Annotated in this window: 17 protein-coding genes; 7 read left to right on the top strand and 10 right to left on the bottom strand. The window is 53.9% G+C overall.

The window, feature by feature from the left end:
• Positions 1-114: 114 nt before the first annotated feature.
• From ACS603_RS20285 to acuI, 10 genes are all read right to left on the bottom strand, one after another.
• Positions 115-855 carry a carbonic anhydrase gene (locus ACS603_RS20285; protein ID WP_315686996.1) on the bottom strand — a complete coding sequence of 247 codons (741 nt, stop codon included), beginning with the start codon at positions 853-855 and terminating at the stop codon, positions 115-117.
• A gap of 136 nt (positions 856-991) precedes the next feature.
• Positions 992-1873 carry a 50S ribosomal protein L11 methyltransferase gene (prmA, locus tag ACS603_RS20280; protein WP_182062724.1) on the bottom strand — a complete coding sequence of 294 codons (882 nt, stop codon included), beginning with the start codon at positions 1871-1873 and terminating at the stop codon, positions 992-994.
• 10 nt (positions 1874-1883) lie between these two features.
• On the bottom strand, positions 1884-3335 hold the full coding sequence (panF, locus tag ACS603_RS20275) for a sodium/pantothenate symporter (RefSeq protein ID WP_182063481.1): 1452 nt from the start codon (positions 3333-3335) through the stop codon (positions 1884-1886).
• Positions 3325-3567 carry a YhdT family protein gene (locus ACS603_RS20270; RefSeq protein WP_182062723.1) on the bottom strand — a complete coding sequence of 81 codons (243 nt, stop codon included), beginning with the start codon at positions 3565-3567 and terminating at the stop codon, positions 3325-3327. Before ACS603_RS20270 ends, panF begins: the two co-directional genes overlap by 11 nt.
• Before the next feature lie 108 nt (positions 3568-3675).
• Positions 3676-5025, bottom strand: coding sequence for an acetyl-CoA carboxylase biotin carboxylase subunit (gene accC, locus ACS603_RS20265; RefSeq protein ID WP_182062722.1), 1350 nt, complete (start codon positions 5023-5025; stop codon positions 3676-3678).
• 10 nt (positions 5026-5035) lie between these two features.
• The gene (accB, locus tag ACS603_RS20260; RefSeq protein ID WP_315686995.1) at positions 5036-5500 is read right to left on the bottom strand and encodes an acetyl-CoA carboxylase biotin carboxyl carrier protein; all 465 of its coding nucleotides are present in this window, start codon (positions 5498-5500) and stop codon (positions 5036-5038) included.
• A 21-nt stretch (positions 5501-5521) separates the two neighbouring features.
• Positions 5522-5974, bottom strand: a complete 453-nt coding sequence (aroQ, locus tag ACS603_RS20255; RefSeq protein WP_025756653.1) for a type II 3-dehydroquinate dehydratase — start codon at positions 5972-5974, stop codon at positions 5522-5524.
• A gap of 234 nt (positions 5975-6208) precedes the next feature.
• A complete protein-coding gene (gene msrQ / locus ACS603_RS20250) occupies positions 6209-6808 on the bottom strand; it encodes a protein-methionine-sulfoxide reductase heme-binding subunit MsrQ (RefSeq protein ID WP_315686993.1) in 600 nt (199 codons plus the stop codon).
• Entirely contained in the window at positions 6809-7810 is a 1002-nt protein-coding gene (msrP, locus tag ACS603_RS20245) for a protein-methionine-sulfoxide reductase catalytic subunit MsrP (protein ID WP_315686992.1), read from the bottom strand.
• 77 nt (positions 7811-7887) lie between these two features.
• Complete coding sequence (gene acuI, locus ACS603_RS20240) at positions 7888-8862, bottom strand: acrylyl-CoA reductase (NADPH) (protein ID WP_182062718.1); 975 nt, start codon at positions 8860-8862, stop codon at positions 7888-7890.
• 183 nt (positions 8863-9045) lie between these two features.
• On the opposite strand from acuI, the gene csrD reads away from it, so the two are divergent.
• The 7 genes from csrD (at position 9046) to yhdP (ending at position 19783) form a co-directional block, all read left to right on the top strand.
• Positions 9046-10986, top strand: coding sequence for an RNase E specificity factor CsrD (gene csrD / locus ACS603_RS20235; RefSeq protein ID WP_182062717.1), 1941 nt, complete (start codon positions 9046-9048; stop codon positions 10984-10986).
• Positions 10987-11266: 280 nt separating this feature from the next.
• On the top strand, positions 11267-12310 hold the full coding sequence (gene mreB, locus ACS603_RS20230) for a rod shape-determining protein MreB (protein ID WP_000913396.1): 1044 nt from the start codon (positions 11267-11269) through the stop codon (positions 12308-12310).
• A 62-nt stretch (positions 12311-12372) separates the two neighbouring features.
• Positions 12373-13389 (top strand): rod shape-determining protein MreC, encoded by a 1017-nt coding sequence (gene mreC, locus ACS603_RS20225; RefSeq protein ID WP_182062716.1) that lies wholly within the window; start codon positions 12373-12375, stop codon positions 13387-13389.
• Positions 13389-13877, top strand: a complete 489-nt coding sequence (mreD, locus tag ACS603_RS20220; RefSeq protein ID WP_014071997.1) for a rod shape-determining protein MreD — start codon at positions 13389-13391, stop codon at positions 13875-13877. Before mreC ends, mreD begins: the two co-directional genes overlap by 1 nt.
• Before the next feature lie 9 nt (positions 13878-13886).
• Entirely contained in the window at positions 13887-14480 is a 594-nt protein-coding gene (locus ACS603_RS20215) for a Maf family protein (RefSeq protein WP_014071996.1), read from the top strand.
• Entirely contained in the window at positions 14470-15939 is a 1470-nt protein-coding gene (gene rng / locus ACS603_RS20210) for a ribonuclease G (protein ID WP_014071995.1), read from the top strand. Before ACS603_RS20215 ends, rng begins: the two co-directional genes overlap by 11 nt.
• A gap of 43 nt (positions 15940-15982) precedes the next feature.
• Positions 15983-19783 (top strand): AsmA2 domain-containing protein YhdP, encoded by a 3801-nt coding sequence (gene yhdP, locus ACS603_RS20205; protein ID WP_474944781.1) that lies wholly within the window; start codon positions 15983-15985, stop codon positions 19781-19783.
• Positions 19784-19795: the final 12 nt, after the last annotated feature.

Genomic DNA, 19795 nt, shown 5'->3' with positions numbered 1-19795 from the left:
TGAATAAAGGTATCACTTAAGCGGGATAATCTGCTGTTTTTTGCAGCGGATTATCCCGGTTCTATGCGATCTACGTCGCAATTTAGAACATGATCTTAGCGCAAAAAATGCACGTTATTCGACAATGACGCGGCCATGAAGTGACTGTACCGGGCGGTTATTATCGTGATGCATGGTATGGGTGAATTTCTCCAGTTGTTCTGTAGAAAGGGTCAGTGGGTGTTTGAGGACAACCCAGGTGACGCCCTCAGAGCAAGGTGGAGTGGTCAGCGAACCGCTAAAACGCCAGAACGTTTTATCGGTTGGCAGTAATTTATTCAGATTGAGGTTCGACGTAATGCTAACGTTCTGGTCGGCTTGTCCTGGCATCACGGCCCACAGTTTTTCCAGCTCTGAGTTAGCTGCGCCTTGATCAAACATCACGGCGACTACCACCAGTTCCCCCTCGGCATTTTTGTGCACCAGATGCATTTCCATCGCGTATTTTTTGCCATGCACTGTGTTTTCGCTTGGGGCATGGAAATGGAACTGTTGCAGGATCCAGCTCTGTTTATCGAGGGTGATACTGTCATGTGTTCCGGCCTTTTCACCCGCCTGAATGGTATGTCCATTATTCGTCAGAGAGACAGGCCCTTCGCTGTAATGCGTTTGCAAAGGAGAGAGGTGGGCTTTGGCGGTGGTATCGATGTTAACGGGAGACTGGTTAACCCCGTTTTTACAGGTTTTGTATGCGTCGTCCAGTTCCGCCCAATGCTCTGGTGCGCCTTCTCCTTCATAGCCCCAGTGAGACGCAGATGCTGAGAACGAGATAATGCTTAGCGCCAGCAGCGCTGCCTTGCCAGTAAAGTGAGTCATAGTATTCTTCCTGTGAATTTTATTATCCAAATCAATAATTATTACTATGATTTGTGTGGTTATTTTAACGAAGAATGGCAGGGGATGAGAGGAAAATCAGAAGGGAAAGGCGTGGTCAGATGACCACGCCAAAAACTTATTTTTTACGTCCTGTAATACGGCACCATTCCTCTTTCTCGACCACCGGGTCAAGCGCAAAGAGGTCGGCATAAGCTTCACAGACGCTGTCGGCCTGGCTTGCCAGTATTCCCGAAAGGCCCAGCAGACCCCCCTCAACGGGCAGTACGCTGATTAACGGGGCCAGTTCGCGTAATGGGCCAGCCAGGATGTTGGCGACCACCACATCGGCTTTCATGACCTCTGGCTGAGCGTCTGGCAGATACAGTTCAAGACGGTCTGATACGCCGTTGCGTTCAGCGTTATCACGGCTGGCCTGAATCGCCTGCGGATCGATATCGATCCCGATGGCTTTTGCTGCGCCCAGTTTCAGTGCCGCGATGGCGAGGATCCCGGATCCGCAACCGAAGTCGATCACTGTTTTTCCTTCCAGATCCAGACCGTCCAGCCATTGCAGGCACAGTGACGTTGTCGGGTGTGTACCCGTACCAAACGCCAGACCCGGATCAAGCATCACGTTAACCGCGTTTTCATCCGGCACGTCGCGCCAGCTTGGGCAGATCCAAAGACGTTTACCGAACTGCATCGGATGGAAGTTATCCATCCACTCGCGCTCCCAGTCTTTGTCTTCCAGTTGCTCAATCTTGTGCACAAAGCCTTCACCCAACAGCGGGTGGTTTTCCAGGACAGCGACCACCTCTTTCATGTCGGTTTCTGCGTCGAACAGGCCGATAACGTCAGTGTCGCCCCACAGGCGTGTTTCGCCAGGCAGCGGCTCAAACACCGGGGTGTCATGCGTGTCCTGGAAGGTGATAGAAACCGAACCGGCTTCCATCAGCGCATCGCTCAGCTCTTCGGCGTTAGCGCCGGTTGTGTTCAGTTTTAGTTGGATCCACGGCATGGCAAACTCTTTATTTATCAGTAGAAATTACGGCGGCCTGTGGCACAGGTTGACCAAAACGGTTACCCACCACAAACGCCAGCAAACTTAACAGTAGCGAAGGCACAATCGGATGGAAGCCCAGGTACTGAATTTTAAATGTTGCCAGGACGGCATACAGCACTCCCCCGACAATCATACCGCTTAATGCGCCAGCGGCATTTGCCCGCTCCCAGTACAGCCCCAGAACCAGTGGCCACAGGAACACGGCTTCCAGGCCGCCAAACGCAAGCAGGTTGAGCCAGATGATCATCTCTGGCGGACGCCAGGCGGCTAATAACAACAGCGCTCCCAGCACCAGTGTTATCAGGGCCGACATGCGTTTTAAGCGAGTTTCATTGGTGACCTGCTCGGGACGCACGCTCAGATAGAGATCTTTAATGATCGTAGCGGAACTTTGCAGCAATTGGGCGTTGATTGTCGACATGATGGCGGCCATCGGTGCGGCAAGGAAAATCCCGGCGGCAAACGGCGGCAGAACTTTGACCATTAATGTCGGGATCACCAGATCCGGCACGGTGAGATCCGGAATCACAGCGCGGCCTAATGCACCTGCCAGATGCATTCCAAACATCAGGATGGCAACCACAATGGTGCCAATGATGATGCCTTTATGAACCGCCTTACTGTCCTTATAAGAGATACAACGTACGGCGGTATGCGGCAGGCCAATCACCCCAAAGCAGACCAGCACCCAGAAGGAGGTCATGAATGTCGGAGAAAGGATATCATCCGCCCCCTGCGGCGAGACCAGTTTCGGATCGATCGCTTCCAGAGTTTCAACAGCATGGCTCAGGCCACCTGCGGCATGAACGATACCCACCAGCAGAACAATCGTACCGATGAGCATGACCATGCCCTGCATCGTATCGTTCAGCACGCTGGCACGGAACCCGCCAAAGGCGGTATAGAGCGCAATGCTGACCCCGAAGATGATAAGCCCCGTTTCGTAGGGAATACCCGCTGCGGTTTCCAGCAGACGCGCACCACCGATAAATTGCACCGTCATCGCACCAACAAAGGCGACCAGCAGGCTTAAGCTCGCCAGCCATACCAGTAAGCGGCTCTGGTAGCGGGCAAACAGCATATCGTTGAGCGTTACGGCATTATAACGACGTGCAAGGATGGCAAACTTTTTGCCGAGTATGCCCAGAGAGAGCCAGACGGCAGGAAGCTGAATCATCGCTAACAGCACCCAGCCTAACCCGTATTTATAGGCAGCTCCCGGCCCGCCAATAAACGAGCTGGCGCTGATGTAGGTAGCCGTGAGCGTCATGGCCAGCACGACGCCACCCATCGAGCGGCTACCGAGGAAATACTCGTTCAGGAAGGTGCCTGTCGTTCTTTTACGCATGGCATAAACCGACAGACCAAACACCACCAGCAGGTAAGCGATAAGGGGCAGAATAACCTCAAGCTGCATCATCGTCCTCCAGCGGAATATCACGATAGATAAATTTCACCATTGCCCAGCACAACACAATAAAAACCAACGGTAACAGCAGGCAGGCCATTTCAAACCAGTGCGGAAGGCCGGTAATGCCAATAGCAGAATCAGGTAAGTAAGCAGTCACTAACCATGCTGCAAGATAGAGAAGGGTCAGCCACAGCGCCCAGCGCGCCTCTTTATGGGCCTGAACAAAACGCGTGTCCATTTGTCGTCCCTTGTGGATGAAGAAAGCGGGGATTGTACATGATGGGGCTTTCGGATCCCCAGAAATAAAAAAGGCCGGATAATCCGGCCTTTTAGCGTCGATGCAGTCTTACTTCTCGTGCATACCGAGTTTTTTCTCCAGATAGTGGATGTTAGTTCCACCATTCTGGAAGTGCTCGTCGCTCATGATACGCATCTGCAAGTCAACGTTGGTTTTGATACCGTCGATGATAAGTTCTTGCAGGGCGTTTTTCATGCGGGCAATTGCCACGTCACGGTTTTCGCCGTAACAAATCAGCTTACCGATCATTGAGTCATAGTACGGCGGTACGGTGTAACCGGCGTAGATATGAGACTCCCAACGCACACCAAAACCACCCGGCGCGTGGAAACGCGTGATTTTACCCGGGCTTGGCAGGAAGGTGTTCGGGTCTTCGGCGTTGATACGGCATTCTACCGCATGGCCTTTGACCACAACTTCTTCCTGTTTGATGGACAGTGGCTGACCAGCTGCAATACGCAGCTGTTCTTTGATCAGGTCAACACCGGTGATCATTTCGGTAACCGGGTGTTCTACCTGAATACGGGTGTTCATTTCGATGAAATAGAACTCGCCGTTTTCGAACAGGAACTCAAAAGTACCTGCACCGCGATATCCGATATCCACACAGGCTTTAGAGCAACGCTCGCCGATGTAACGACGCAGTTCCGGGGTAATACCCGGCGCTGGTGCTTCTTCAACGACTTTCTGGTGACGACGCTGCATAGAGCAGTCACGTTCTGCCAGATAGATAGCGTTACCCTGACCGTCTGCCAGCACCTGAATTTCGATGTGACGTGGGTTTTCCAGGTATTTTTCCATGTACACCATGTCATTGCTGAACGCGGCTTTCGCTTCAGCTTTGGTCATGGAGATGGACTGCGCCAGTTCGGCATCGCCGCGCACAACGCGCATCCCGCGACCGCCGCCGCCGCCGGACGCTTTGATGATAACCGGGTAGCCAATGCGTTTAGCATGAGCACGGTTAGCATCCATGTCGTCGGTCAGAGGGCCGTCAGAACCTGGTACGGTTGGAACACCGGCTTTTTTCATCGCCGTGATCGCAGACACTTTGTCACCCATAAGGCGAATGGTGTCGGCTTTCGGGCCGATGAAGATGAAGCCAGAGCGTTCAACCTGCTCAGCAAAGTTGGCGTTCTCAGAGAGGAAACCATAACCCGGATGAATTGCCACCGCGCCGGTGATTTCAGCGGCACTGATGATAGCCGGGATGTTCAGATAGCTTTTTACGGACGGAGCCGGGCCAATACAGACCGTCTCATCCGCCAGCAATACGTGTTTTAAATCGCGATCCGCGCTTGAGTGCACAGCGACAGTCTTGATGCCCAGTTCTTTACAGGCACGAAGAATACGCAGAGCAATCTCGCCGCGGTTGGCGATAACAATTTTATCCAGCATGTTCGCCTCGTTACTCGATGACGACCAGCGGCTCGTCGAATTCAACCGGCTGACCACTTTCGACCAGAATCGCTTTCACAGTACCTGATTTGTCTGCTTCGATCTGGTTCATCATTTTCATGGCTTCAACGATGCACAGGGTATCGCCTACATTGACCTTCTGACCGATTTCGATGAACGCTTTCGCGTCTGGGCTCGGGGTGCGGTAGAAAGTACCAACCATTGGGGAACGTACGATGTGACCACTGATTTCTGCTGCCGCCGCTGCTGGCGCTTCTGCTGCCGGCGCAACTGCGTTAGAAAGGGCTGGCTGCTGCATCATCGGCGCAGCGTATGCTTGCTGCATTACCGGGAAGCTAGCGGCTGGGGCTGCACGGCTGATGCGTACAGACTCTTCGCCTTCAGAAATTTCCAGTTCGGAGATGCCTGATTCTTCAACCAGCTCGATCAGTTTTTTAATCTTACGAATATCCATGAGTGGGTTCCGTACTCTTGTTTAGTGTGATTGTGACAAGCGTTTTACCGCTGTCTGTAAAGCGTATGAATAACCGTCCGCACCAAGTCCGCAGATAACGCCAGCGGCGATATCCGACAGATACGAATGGTGACGGAACGGCTCCCGCGCATGTACGTTGCTCAGGTGGATCTCGATGAACGGGATACTCACCGCGAGCAGCGCGTCACGGATAGCAACACTGGTGTGCGTAAACGCGGCCGGATTGATCAGGATATAGTCCACATTGTCTTTAGCCTGATGAATACGGTCGATGAGTGCGTACTCCGCGTTTGACTGAAAATGATCCAAATCCACATTCAACGAGGCTGCTTCCGTCCCAAGACGGTTAACAATTTCACTCAATGTCAGCGTGCCGTACTTCTCTGGCTCACGGGTGCCGAGCATGTTTAAGTTCGGTCCGTTCAAAACTAAGATCTGGAACTTGTCAGCCATTGTGCTGCTATCTCCTGCGATTCTCCGGTAAAAAACAAAATATACCTTCGATGCGCGATTGTCACCTTTTCAGAGGCCTAAAACCCCTGTCAGGAAAACCAAGGTCGCACATTATAACGATTTCGTAGCATTTGGCAGCTAAATACTGGTCTTATCAGGGAAGATTATCAACCGCTATCCGAAAAAGAGTCGCGGCGGATAAGTAATCTGCGGGAAAACGCACAGTTTGGCGAACTATCTCATCCACTGGCGGAACTTCTTGTAACGCCACGCTAAAAGCGCCAGGGCCAGCAGTGCGTAGATGATGGGTTGCGGGGATAAAATCTTCACTGACCACAGGTAATGTATGGGGGCGAGGATCGCGACAAGATAGACGAAGTTGTGCAGCAGTTGCCAACGCTTGCCCAGTTTTCGCTGCGCATATTGCGTCGAAGTCAGCGTCAGTGCCAGTAAAATCAGCCAGCTGACGATACCTAACGTCAGATAAGGACGCGTAACCAGCTCACGACCCAACAATGCCAGATTGTTAATACCCAGCTCAAGCAGCGCATAGCTGGTGAGGTGTAGCGTCGCCCAGGCAAAACACCATAGCCCTAAAAGCCGACGGGTACGTATCAATAATGGCTGTTTAGCGTAGCGCGCTAAAGGGGAAACCAGCAAGGTGGCCAGCAGAAATTTCAGAGCCATCCTACCGGTAAAGTGTTGAATATCCTTTGCCGGGTCGGCGCTGAAGTACCCGTGACTGGCTGCCCAAAACAGCCAGATAAATGGAAGCAATCCCGCTAAGTGCAAAATGACCTTGAGCCAGGTTATCTGTTTTACGCTTAAACGCACTTAAAAATTCTCCCGTAAATTCATGCCGCGATACAGAGAAGCGACCTCATCGGCGTAGCCGTTAAACAGCAGCGTTGGCTGACGCTTAACATCCAGTGCGCCGCCTGAGCCGATAAAACGTTCTGTAGCCTGCGACCAGCGCGGGTGATCCACATGCGGATTCACATTGGCAAAAAAACCGTACTCATCGGGCGCGGCCAGATTCCAGGTGGTAGGAGGGCGCTCGCGTGTGAGCTTAATACTGACAATCGATTTAATCCCTTTAAATCCGTATTTCCACGGCACGGTTAAGCGAACAGGTGCGCCGTTTTGTGGCGGGAGAGCTTTACCGTACACACCCACCGTAAGCAGGGTGAGCGGGTGCATGGCCTCATCGAGGCGCAACCCTTCTACATAAGGATAATCCAGCCCACCGCCGATAAACCGGTCCTTCTGGCCGGGCATCTCATCCGGGGAGTAGAGCGTCTGAAAAGCGACATATTTTGCATTGCTGGTGGGTTCTACCATCTCCAGTAGCTTATGCAGCGGGAACCCCACCCAGGGCACGACCATTGACCAGGCTTCGACACAGCGCATACGGTAGATGCGCTCTTCCAGCGGGAAACGGGTGGTCAGGTCGTGATGATCCAGGGTCAGGGGCTTCGCGACCTCACCGTCAATTTTCAGCGTCCAGGGATCGGTTTTCATTCCGCCAGCGTTGGCCGCCGGGTCGGCCTTATCAAGACCAAACTCGTAGAAGTTATTGTAACCAGTGACTTTGTCTTCGGGCGTTAAAGCGAGTTTGTTTTGCCATTCGGCTGGTTTGGTAAAGGTGAGTGGCGCGCCGGAAGGGGCTTTCGGGCGATCGTTGCCTTTAAACCAGTCAAGCAGGTCGGCATGGGCTGCCGGTGAGAGCGTCAGGGCGGTTGCGCTGATGCCAAGCATTTTCAGGATCTGGCGGCGCTGTAACATAAAGACAGACTCGGACGTTACGTCGGCTTCCGTCAGTTTTTTGGTTTTCATGGCATCCTCCGTCATGCGTTTTTCTAAGCATGACGGAGGAGAAGGGTTAGCGCGAATATGTCACGAAAATTTGAAGATTAGACAATTTTCACCAGCGCGCGGCCGTGGAACTGGTTGTCCATGATCTTACCGGCATATTCCGGTGCCTGGCTAAGGCTAATTTCCGTTGCACTCTGGGCGTAGAATGATTCTGGCAGGTCACGAGACAAGCGTTCCCAGGCTTCTGCACGACGCGCCGCAGGGGTCATGACGGAATCCACCCCCTGTAAACGCACATTACGCAGAATAAACGGCATTACGGTGGTTGGCAGGGTAAATCCACCCGCCAGACCGCAGGCGGCTACGCAACCGCCGTAGTTCATTTGCGCCAGCACTTTTGCCAGCACTTTGTCGCCCACGGTATCGACTGCACCAGCCCAGATCTGTTTTTCCAGCGGACGGGTTTCGGCAAATTCGTCACGTCCCAGGATCCGGTTAGCACCCAGCTGGCGCAGGTAGTCGTGCGTGCTTTCGCGTCCAGATACGGCAGCAACCTGATAGCCTAATTTATGCAGCAGAGCCACGGCGGTACTGCCCACGCCACCGCTGGCCCCGGTGACAACGATTTCACCTGACTCAGGACGAATACCTGCATCTTCCAGCGCCATCACGCAAAGCATGGCGGTAAAGCCTGCGGTACCAATGATCATCGCTTTACGCCCATCCAGGCCTTTCGGCATAGGCACCAGCCAGTCACCTTTCACCCGGGCCTGAGCTGCCAGACCTCCCCAGTGGTTTTCGCCAACCCCCCAGCCGGTGAGCAATACTTGCTGTCCTGGGTGGAAGCGTGGATCTTCGCTCGTATGCACACGCCCGGCAAAATCGATACCTGGAACCATCGGGAAATTACGAATGATTTTGCCTTTGCCCGTAATGGCCAGCGCATCCTTATAATTCAGGCTGGACCAGTCGATGTCGACGGTTACTTCACCCTCCGGCAGACGGCTCTCTTCAATGGTTTGCACCGAGGCAAGCGTTTTGCCGTCCTGCTGTTCTAAGATCAAAGCCTGCATACAGGGTCCTCACTACGTATGATGATTGGAAAAAATTTTCTGAAGACTATACTCGCTCATTGAAAGCCAATGCCGATTTAACGCAATAAATTGCCAGAAACACCAGGTTTGGTAGTATGCCGCATTTGAAATGCAAGTTAGCGCTTACTCGCTACCCCATCAACCCACGGAGTAATCTCAAGGATGCGATTAACGACGAAATTCTCGGCTTTTATCACGCTGCTGACGGGACTCACCATCTTTGTCACCCTCATCGGCTGTTCCCTGAGCTTTTATAACGCCATTCAGGACAAGCTGGTTAATCGGGTCCAGTCTGTTGCATCCGTCATTGATACGCGTCTGGTGACCACGCCGTTGCCAGCACTGTCCCGTGAACTGGATGAAATTATGGTGCCGGTTGATATCGTTCAGATAGACATCCGCCAGGGGAATTCGCTCGTCTTCAGCCACGCCCGGCAGGGAAGCTACCGTCCGGCAGGCATGATGAACCAGTATCGTGAAGTGACGGTTCATTCGCTCAAAAATCCAGGTATGACCATCAAACTGGCTTACCAGGATCCGATGGCAAATTACTTCCGCTCTTTAATGACCACCGCACCGCTTACTCTGGCGGTGGGGTTTATTGTGCTGCTGATTTTTCTGGCCGTGCGCTGGCAGCGTCGTCAGCTTTCAGGGCAGGAGCTGCTGGAAAACCGCTCGGTACGCATTTTAAATGGCGAACGTGGGCCGCAGGTTCGCGGGTCAATTTACGAATGGCCGACGCGTACCAGCAGCGCCCTGGACGTGCTGCTTTCGGAAATCCAGTTTGCCAGCGATCAGCGCAGTCGTATGGATACACTGATTCGGTCCTACGCCGCGCAGGACAATAAAACCGGCCTGAATAACCGTCTCTTCTTTGATAATCAGTTGGCTACGCTGCTGGACGATCCTGAAAAAGTAGGAACGCACGGGGTCGTGATGATGATCCGCCTGCCCGATTTTGATCTGCTGCGGGACAACTGGGGACGGGCCGTGGCGGAAGACAATCTCTTTATCCTTATTAACCTGCTGTCGACCTTTATTATGCGCTATCCTGGCTCTCTGCTGGCGCGCTATCACCGCAGCGATTTTGCCGTGCTGTTGCCTCACCGTACGCTAAAAGAATCTGAAAGCATTGCAGGTCAACTGCTTAAAGCCGTCGATGCATTGCCACAAAGCAAAATGCTCGACAGGGATGACATGGTACACATTGGTATCTGTGCCTGGCGCGGCGGCCAGTCGACTGAACAGGTCATGGAACATGCGGAAGCAGCCACCCGCAACGCCGTGTTGCAAGGGGCAAACGGGTGGGCGGTATATGATGACTCGCTGCCGGAGAAAGGGCGCGGGAATGTGCGCTGGCGAACGCTGATTGAGCAAATGCTGAGTCGCGGCGGGCCACGTATTTATCAAAAACCTGCGGTGATGAAAAATGGCCATGTGCATCATCGTGAACTGATGTGCCGTATTTTCGACGGAACGGAAGAGGTGATTTCCGCAGAGTATCTGCCGATTGTGTTGCAATTTGGGCTATCAGAAGAGTACGACCGCCAGCAGATTACGCGGCTTATTCCCTTCTTATCTTTCTGGCCAGAGGAAAACCTGGCATTACAGGTCACCGTCGAGTCTTTAATTCGCCCGCGTTTTCAGCGCTGGCTACGCGATATATTAATGCAATGCGAAAAATCGCAACGCAAACGCATTATTTTTGAACTTGCTGAGGCGGATGTAGGTCAACACATCAGCCGGTTACGCCCGATGGTACGTTTGATGAATGCGCTCGGCGCTCGTGTGGCGGTCACGCAGGCGGGCTTGACGCTGGTCAGCACCAGCTGGATCAAGGAACTGGATGTTGAATTATTGAAACTTCATCCAGGGCTGGTAAGGAATATCGAAAAACGCACGGAAAACCAGCTGTTGGTTCAGAGCCTGGTTGAAGCGTGCAAGGGAACGCGAACACAAGTATTTGCCACCGGCGTGCGATCACGAAGCGAATGGCAGATGTTGACAGAGCGCGGTGTTGTGGGTGGTCAGGGTGATTTTTTTGCGTCCTCTCAGCCGCTTGACACCAATGTGAAAAAATATTTGCAAAGATACTCTGTTTGACCTGCCGTTTAATTTGTTTTCACGTAGAATATCGCGCCTGTAGCTTTGAGTTTGACGAGCAAAAGCCAGTGAACGACCTTTGACTGGTTACAAATGAAAGTGAGGGACGCTACTGTTTACTCAGCCCTGAGGGACTCAGGGGATGAATTTGTAACAAAGGAAACGTACTGCACTAATTTTCACCGTAGCAGACGATTTTTGCGCCTTGTCGCTGCTGCGTGTGGTTGGTAAAGTAAGCGGATTTTGTTTTCCGCCCCAGCTTTCAGGATTATCCCTTAGTATGTTGAAAAAATTTCGTGGCATGTTTTCCAATGACCTGTCCATTGACCTGGGTACCGCGAATACCCTTATTTATGTAAAAGGACAAGGCATCGTATTGAATGAGCCTTCCGTTGTGGCCATTCGTCAGGACCGTGCCGGCTCGCCAAAAAGCGTGGCTGCTGTTGGTCATGATGCGAAGCAGATGCTGGGTCGTACCCCAGGCAACATCGCCGCGATCCGCCCAATGAAAGACGGTGTTATTGCTGACTTCTTCGTGACTGAAAAAATGCTTCAGCACTTCATCAAGCAGGTTCACAGCAACAGCTTCATGCGTCCAAGCCCGCGTGTTCTGGTGTGTGTGCCCGTTGGTGCAACTCAGGTAGAACGTCGTGCAATCCGTGAATCCGCTCAGGGTGCTGGTGCGCGTGAAGTGTTCCTGATTGAAGAGCCAATGGCTGCGGCAATCGGTGCGGGTCTGCCTGTGTCTGAAGCGACCGGTTCTATGGTGGTTGATATCGGTGGTGGTACCACTGAAGTGGCCGTTATCTCCCTGAACGGCGTGGTTTACTCCTCTTCCGTACGTATCGGTGGTGACCGCTTCGACGAAGCCATTATTAATTATGTGCGCCGTAACTACGGCTCTCTGATCGGTGAAGCCACCGCAGAGCGTATCAAGCACGAAATCGGTTCTGCTTACCCGGGTGACGAAGTTCGCGAAATCGAAGTTCGTGGTCGTAACCTGGCTGAAGGCGTTCCACGAGGCTTTACCCTGAACTCCAACGAAATCCTGGAAGCGCTGCAAGAGCCGCTGACCGGTATCGTGAGCGCGGTAATGGTTGCTCTGGAGCAGTGCCCACCAGAACTGGCTTCTGATATCTCTGAGCGCGGTATGGTGCTGACCGGTGGTGGTGCGCTGCTGCGTAACCTCGACCGCCTGTTAATGGAAGAGACAGGTATTCCTGTCGTAGTTGCAGAAGATCCACTGACTTGCGTCGCCCGTGGTGGTGGCAAGGCGCTGGAAATGATCGACATGCACGGCGGCGACTTGTTCAGCGAAGAGTAGTCGGTTGTGAAAGGGTAGCAAATTGCTACCCTTTCTCTCTGACGCGAGAATACGCATAGCCTATGAAGCCAATTTTTAGCCGTGGCCCATCGCTACAGTTTCGCCTGATCCTGGCGGTTCTGGTGGCGCTTGGTGTCATTATTGCCGATAGCCGCCTCGGTACGTTCAGCCAAATCAGAACGTACATGGATACCGCCGTCAGTCCTTTCTACTTTGTATCAAATGGTCCCCGTGAATTACTCGACTCCGTTTCTCAAACGTTGTCTTCACGCGACCAGCTCGAACTTGAAAACCGGGCGTTACGTCAGGAACTGCTGCTGAAAAATAGCGAGCTGCTGATGCTTGGCCAATATAAGCAGGAAAACGCGCGTCTGCGTGAACTGCTTGGCTCGCCGCTGCGTCAGGACGAGCAGAAAATGGTGACCCAGGTCATCTCCACCGTGAACGATCCTTACAGCGATCAGGTGGTGATCGACAAAGGCAGCGTCAACGGGGTTTATGAAGGCCAGCCTGTAATCAGTGATAAAGGCGTTGTCGGCCAGGTTGTGGCGGTCGCGAAATTGACCAGCCGCGTCCTGCTGATTTGCGATGCAACCCATGCACTGCCGATTCAGGTACTGCGTAACGACATCCGTGTGATTGCGGCCGGCAACGGCTGTACGGACGATCTGCAACTGGAACACCTGCCAGCCAACACGGATATTCGTGTGGGTGATGTGCTGGTGACATCCGGCCTTGGCGGACGCTTCCCTGAAGGTTATCCGGTTGGGGTTGTCTCGTCTGTGAAGCTTGATACCCAGCGTGCTTACACCGTGATTCAGGCTCGTCCAACGGCAGGTTTACAGCGTCTGCGCTATTTGCTGCTGCTGTGGGGGGCCGATCGTAACGGCACTAACCCAATGACCCCGGAAGAGGTTCACCGTGTTGCGAATGAGCGCCTGATGCAAATGATGCCGCAGGTGCTTCCGCCGGCTGACTCTATGGGGCCACCTGCGCCAGTCCCTGCGCCTGCTACGGGATTAACGCAGCCTCTACCGGATGCGCCACCGCCACCGCGACTCTCCCAGGGAGGGCAGTAGTGGCAAGTTATCGTAGCCAGGGACGCTGGGTTATCTGGCTCTCGTTTCTCATTGCACTATTGCTGCAAATTATGCCCTGGCCGGACGACATCCTCGTCTTCCGGCCAAACTGGGTATTGCTCATTTTGCTCTACTGGATCCTTGCCCTGCCGCACCGCGTAAATGTCGGCACAGGTTTTGTGATGGGTGCCATACTGGATCTCATTAGTGGCTCTACGCTTGGCGTGCGCGCCTTATCCATGAGCATTATTGCGTACCTCGTCGCACTCAAATTCCAGCTCTTTCGTAACCTCGCGCTCTGGCAACAGGCGCTGGTGGTGATGTTGTTGTCGCTTGCTGCGGATATCGTTGTTTTCTGGGCAGAGTTTTTAGTGATCAATGTCTCTTTCCGACCGGAAGTGTTCTGGAGTAGTGTAGTGAATGGTGTGCTCTGGCCGTGGCTGTTCCTGCTGATGCGTAAAGTTCGCCAGCAGTTTGCCGTGCAATAAAAGGTTTCTATGACGTCTGTATATCTTGCCTCTGGTTCACCGCGTCGTCAGGAGTTGCTCACTCAGTTGGGCGTCTCCTTTGAACGCATCGTTACCGGTATTGAAGAAAAACGTGCTGAGGGTGAAAGCGCCCAGCAGTACGTTTCTCGTCTGGCTCGTGAAAAAGCGCGTGCTGGTGTGGCGCTTGTGCCGCGTGACTTACCGGTGCTGGGGGCAGATACCATCGTTATTCTTAATGGTGAAGTCCTTGAGAAACCCCGTGACGCAGAACATGCGGCGCGGATGCTGCGCAAGATGTCCGGGCAAACACACCAGGTGATGACCGCAGTGGCACTGGCTGATAGCCAGGACGTACTGGATTGCCTGGTGGTTACGGACGTCACGTTCAGAGTGCTTACCGACGATGAGATCGCCGCGTATATCGCCAGCGGCGAACCAATGGATAAAGCAGGTGCATACGGTATTCAAGGGTTGGGTGGCTGTTTTGTCAGGAAGATTAATGGCAGCTATCACGCCGTGGTCGGCTTACCGCTGGTGGAAACGTATGAGTTGCTGAGCAATTTTAACTCACTGCGTGAGGGAAGGGATAATTATGACGGCTGAATTGTTGGTAAACGTAACGCCATCGGAAACCCGTGTGGCCTACATTGATGGTGGCATTCTTCAGGAAATTCATATTGAGCGTGAAGCGCGGCGCGGAATAGTAGGCAATATCTACAAAGGTCGTGTCAGTCGTGTACTACCGGGCATGCAGGCGGCTTTTGTAGATATTGGACTGGATAAGGCGGCATTTTTACATGCCTCCGATATCATGCCGCACACCGAGTGCGTGGCAGGCGAAGAGCAAAAACAGTTTGCCGTCCGCGACATCTCCGAGCTGGTGCGTCAGGGCCAGGATCTGATGGTGCAGGTGGTGAAAGATCCCCTGGGCACCAAAGGCGCACGTCTGACGACCGACATCACGCTTCCTTCCCGTTATCTGGTCTTTATGCCGGGTGCTTCGCACGTTGGCGTTTCACAGCGCATTGAGAGCGAAAGCGAACGTGAACGCCTGAAAAAAGTAGTGAGCGCGTACTGCGACGAGCAGGGCGGATTTATCATCCGTACTGCGGCGGAAGGGATCAGCGAAGAGGATCTGGCGTCTGATGCGGCCTACCTGAAGCGCGTCTGGACCAAGGTGATGGAGCGTAAAAAACGCAACCAGACCCGTTACCAGTTGTATGGCGAACTGGCGCTCGCTCAGCGCGTATTGCGTGACTTTGCCGATGCGCAGCTCGACAGAATTCGTGTTGACTCCCGCCTGACGTATGAAGCGCTACTGGAGTTTACCGCCGAATATATCCCGGAAATGCCCGGTCTGCTGGAGCACTACTCCGGCCGCCAGCCGATTTTCGATCTCTATGACGTAGAGAACGAGATCCAGCGCGCGCTTGAGCGCAAGGTTGAGCTGAAATCGGGCGGTTATCTGATTATCGATCAGACCGAAGCCATGACCACGGTGGATATCAATACCGGGGCTTTTGTTGGCCATCGTAATCTGGACGACACCATTTTCAATACCAACATCGAAGCGACGCAGGCCATCGCGCGCCAGCTTCGTCTGCGGAATCTGGGCGGCATTATCATCATCGACTTTATCGATATGAATAATGAAGATCACCGCCGTCGCGTACTGCACTCGCTGGAGCAGGCGCTGAGTAAAGATCGCGTGAAAACCAGTATCAACGGCTTCTCGCAGCTGGGTCTGGTGGAAATGACGCGTAAGCGTACCCGCGAAAGCGTAGAGCACGTGCTGTGTAATGAATGCCCGACCTGTCATGGCCGTGGCACCGTAAAGACGGTGGAGACTGTCTGTTACGAAATCATGCGTGAAGTTGTTCGTGTCCATCACGCCTACGACTCTGACCGTTTTCTGGTCTATGCTTCCCCTGCGGTGGCTGAGGCCCTCAAAGGCGAAGAGTCGCACGCGCTGGCGGAAGTGGAAATCTTTGTCGGCAAACAGGTTAAAGTGCAAATCGAGCCGCTCTATAACCAGGAGCAGTTTGACGTCGTCATGATGTAAGACGCAGTACGCTGCGAGACCAAAGGCTGACAAGGAGAGATGCGTGAGGCGATTGCCGGGGATTTTACTGCTTACAGGGGCAACGCTTGTTGTGATTGTCGCGTTGCTCGTGAGCGGGCTGCGCCTCGTTTTACCGCATCTGGACAGCTGGCGCCCGCAGGTGCTGGCGAAAATCGAATCCTCCACCGGCGTGCCGGTGGATGTGAGCCAGGTTAGTGCCAACTGGCAAAACTTCGGCCCGACGCTCGATGTGCGGGATATCAATGCCAGCCTGAAAGATGGCGGCTATCTGAAAATCAAACGTGTGACTCTGGCGCTGGATGTGTGGCAAAGCTTGCTGCACCTTCGCTGGCAGTTTCGCGATCTCACCTTTTATCAGCTCCAGTTTCTGACCAACACGCCGCTGCGCAGCGACGACAGTAGCCAGGGTATTGAAACCAACCGGATAAGCGATCTCTTCCTGCGTCAGTTCGATCATTTCGATTTGCGCGACAGCGAAGTGAGCTTTATCACGCTCTCCGGCCAGCGCGCAGAGCTGGCCATTCCGCAGCTGACCTGGCTTAACGGCAAAGACCGGCATCGCGCTGAAGGGCAGGTTAATCTTTCCAGTCTGAACGGGCAGCATGGCGTGATGCAGGTGCGTATGGATCTGCGAGATGACAATGGTCTGCTGAACAATGGCAAGGTCTGGCTGCAAGCCGATGATGTGGATGTGAAGCCCTGGCTTGGCGACTGGTTACAGCAAAACATGCAGCTGGAAACCGCCCGTTTTAGCCTGGAAGGCTGGATGACGCTGACCAAAGGCGAATTCGCCAGCGGCGATATCTGGCTAAAGCAGGGGGGCGGGAGCTGGAAAGGGGAAAACCAGCAGCATCAGCTTTCCGTTGATAACCTGACCGCACACATCACCAAAGTACAGAACGGCTGGCAATTTGCAATCCCGGATACGCGCATCACCATGGACAACAAACCCTGGCCGCGTGGCGAGCTGGCGCTGGCCTGGATCCCTGAGCAGGATGTTGGCGGGACAAGTGGTAAACGTAGCGATGAGCTACGCATTCGTGCCAGCAACCTGGATTTGGCCGCAGTTGAAGGGCTGCGTTCAATGGCGGGCAAACTCTCTCCTGATTTGGGTGACATCTGGCTGGCAACACAACCAAGCGGGCAGATAGAGACGCTGGCGCTGGATATCCCATTACAGGCCACAGAAAAAACCCGCTTCCAGGCGACCTGGAAAGACCTGGCCTGGAAACAGTGGAAACTGCTGCCAGGCGCGCAGCACTTTAGCGGCAAGCTGGAAGGCAGCGTTGAGGACGGCAGGCTGACGGCAGAAATGACCGACGCCAAAATGCCATACGAAACGGTATTCCGCGCCCCGCTGGAGATAGAAAAGGGCACCGCTACACTCAACTGGCTCAAAAATGATAAAGGCTTCCAGCTGGATGGGCGCAACATTGATGTGAAAGCCAAAGGGGTTCATGCCCGCGGTGGCTTCCGTTATTTGCAGCCGGAGGGAGATGAACCCTGGCTCGGCATCCTGGCAGGCATTAGCACTGACGATGGCTCTCAGGCCTGGCGCTACTTCCCGGAAAACCTGATGGGTAAAGAGCTGGTGGATTACCTGAGCGGCGCGATTCAGGGCGGCCAGGCGGATAACGCCACGCTGGTGTATGGCGGCAACCCGCACCTTTTCCCGTACAAGCATAATGAAGGGCAGTTCCAGGTGCTGGTGCCTTTGCACAACGCCACCTTTGCCTTCCAGCCAAACTGGCCTGCGCTGAAAAACCTCGATATTGAGCTTAACTTCCTCAATGACGGGCTGTGGATGAAGTCGGCAAGTGTTGGGCTCGGGGGCGTGACCGCCAGCAACCTGACGGCGAACATACCGGACTATTCGAAAGAAAAACTGCTCATTGATGCGGATATCAATGGCCCAGGCAAAGCCGTTGGTCCGTACTTTGAAGAGACGCCGCTGAAAGAGTCCCTGGCTGCTACCCTTCAGGAGTTGCAGCTTGATGGCGATGTGAATGCTCGCTTACATCTGGATATCCCGCTGGACGGGAAGATGACCACCGCCAAAGGCGACGTCCGGCTCAATAACAATAGCCTCTTTATCAAACCGCTTAATAGCACCCTGAAAAACCTCACCGGGCAGTTCAGCTTTGAAAACGGCAATCTGAAGAGTGACCCGCTGAAGGCGAGCTGGTTCAATCAGCCGGTTAACATCGATTTTTCGACCACAGAGGGTGAAAAAGCCTATCAGGTGGCCGTCAATTTGGACGCCAGCTGGCAGCCTTCCCGTATGGACGTGTTGCCAAAGCCGATTGCGGGCGCCATTAACGGCGCTGTGTCCTGGAATGGTAAGGTTGCCATTGATCTGCCATATCACGCTAGTGCGCGGTATAAAGTCGATATTACCGGCGACCTTAAAAACATCAGCAGTGACCTTCCGGCGCCGCTGGATAAGAAAGCCGGCCAGTCACTGCCAGTGAAGCTTAACGTGGATGGCAACCTGAACAGCTTTGAGCTGACTGGTAATGCGAACGGCACGAACCACTTTAATAGCCGCTGGCTGCTGAACCGCAAGCTTACGCTTGATAAAGCTATCTGGACCACGGACAGCCGCACAATCCCGCCATTGCCGGAACAATCAGGAATCGAGCTGAATTTACCGCCGATGGATGGCGCTGAATGGCTGGCCCTGCTCCAGCAAGGCATCGGGCAAAATGTTGACGATGCAGCGCAGTTCCCGCAAACCGTTACCCTGCGCACCCCGGCGCTGACCATGGCCGGACAGCAGTGGAATAACCTGAGCATTGTTTCACAGCCCACGGCGACGGGCTCGAAAGTCGAAGCGCAGGGCCGGGAGATCAACGGCACACTCACCCTGCGTAATAATGCGCCGTGGCAAGCGGCGATCCGCTATCTCTACTACAACCCGGCGACCGCGCCCGGGAAAGATCAGTCAGCAAACGCGTCGCCGTTCAGCAGCACTGCGCATGTGGATTTCAGCGGCTGGCCCGATCTGCAACTGCGTTGCGCCGAGTGCTGGCTGTGGGGACAAAAGTATGGCCGTATCGACGGTGATTTAGCGATACAGGGAAATACGTTGAGTCTTTCCGGTGGTCTGGTGGATACTGGTTTTGGACGCCTGACAGCAGAAGGCGAATGGGTAAATAACCCAGGCGAGCAGCGTACATCCCTCAAGGGGCAAATTAAGGGGAACAAACTGGATGCAGCGGCCAACTTCTTTGGTATCAGTACCCCGCTGCGTGGCTCCTCGTTTGACGTTAACTATGATTTGCACTGGCGTGCTGCGCCGTGGAAACCAGACGAAGCCTCTCTGAACGGCATCCTGAAAACTAACTTTGGCAAAGGGGAAATTGCAGATGTCAGTACCGGTCATGCCGGGCAGATCCTGCGCCTGCTGAGCTTTGACGCGCTGCTGCGTAAGCTGCGCTTCGATTTCAGCGATACCTTCAGCGAAGGTTTCTACTATGATTCCATCCGCAGTACTGCCTGGATCAAAGATGGTGTGCTGCACACTGACGACACGCTGGTGGATGGCCTGGAAGCCGATATTGCCATGAAAGGGTCGGTGGATCTCGTTCGCCGCGAGCTGGATATGGAGGCCGTGGTTGCGCCAGAGATCTCTGCAACCGTCGGTGTTGCGACGGCATTCGTGGTGAACCCGATTATCGGCGCGGCGGTGTTTGCAGCCAGTAAAGTGCTGGGGCCGCTGTGGAGTAAAGTCTCTATTCTGCGTTACCGTATTACGGGCCCGGTTGATAAGCCGCAGATTAATGAAGTGCTGCGCCAGCCGCGCAAAGATGCACAGCAATGATTTGACGAAGGC

The sequence above is a fragment of the Enterobacter sp. Li2LvB3 genome (genome assembly GCF_056156645.1).
This window is presented reverse-complemented; position numbering and strand designations above follow the sequence as displayed.

Bases quoted from the DNA above. Each gene is read 5' to 3' on its own strand.
- accC (WP_182062722.1), bottom strand. From the start codon at position 5,025: ATGCTGGATAAAATTGTTATCGCCAACCGCGGCGAGATTGCTCTGCGT.
- rng (WP_014071995.1), top strand. From the start codon at position 14,470: ATGACGGCTGAATTGTTGGTAAACGTAACGCCATCGGAAACCCGTGTG.
- aroQ (WP_025756653.1), bottom strand. From the start codon at position 5,974: ATGGCTGACAAGTTCCAGATCTTAGTTTTGAACGGACCGAACTTAAAC.
- mreC (WP_182062716.1), top strand. From the start codon at position 12,373: ATGAAGCCAATTTTTAGCCGTGGCCCATCGCTACAGTTTCGCCTGATC.
- csrD (WP_182062717.1), top strand. From the start codon at position 9,046: ATGCGATTAACGACGAAATTCTCGGCTTTTATCACGCTGCTGACGGGA.
- ACS603_RS20285 (WP_315686996.1), bottom strand. From the start codon at position 855: ATGACTCACTTTACTGGCAAGGCAGCGCTGCTGGCGCTAAGCATTATC.
- mreB (WP_000913396.1), top strand. From the start codon at position 11,267: ATGTTGAAAAAATTTCGTGGCATGTTTTCCAATGACCTGTCCATTGAC.
- ACS603_RS20215 (WP_014071996.1), top strand. From the start codon at position 13,887: ATGACGTCTGTATATCTTGCCTCTGGTTCACCGCGTCGTCAGGAGTTG.
- prmA (WP_182062724.1), bottom strand. From the start codon at position 1,873: ATGCCGTGGATCCAACTAAAACTGAACACAACCGGCGCTAACGCCGAA.
- accB (WP_315686995.1), bottom strand. From the start codon at position 5,500: ATGGATATTCGTAAGATTAAAAAACTGATCGAGCTGGTTGAAGAATCA.
- acuI (WP_182062718.1), bottom strand. From the start codon at position 8,862: ATGCAGGCTTTGATCTTAGAACAGCAGGACGGCAAAACGCTTGCCTCG.
- ACS603_RS20270 (WP_182062723.1), bottom strand. From the start codon at position 3,567: ATGGACACGCGTTTTGTTCAGGCCCATAAAGAGGCGCGCTGGGCGCTG.
- panF (WP_182063481.1), bottom strand. From the start codon at position 3,335: ATGCAGCTTGAGGTTATTCTGCCCCTTATCGCTTACCTGCTGGTGGTG.
- msrP (WP_315686992.1), bottom strand. From the start codon at position 7,810: ATGAAAACCAAAAAACTGACGGAAGCCGACGTAACGTCCGAGTCTGTC.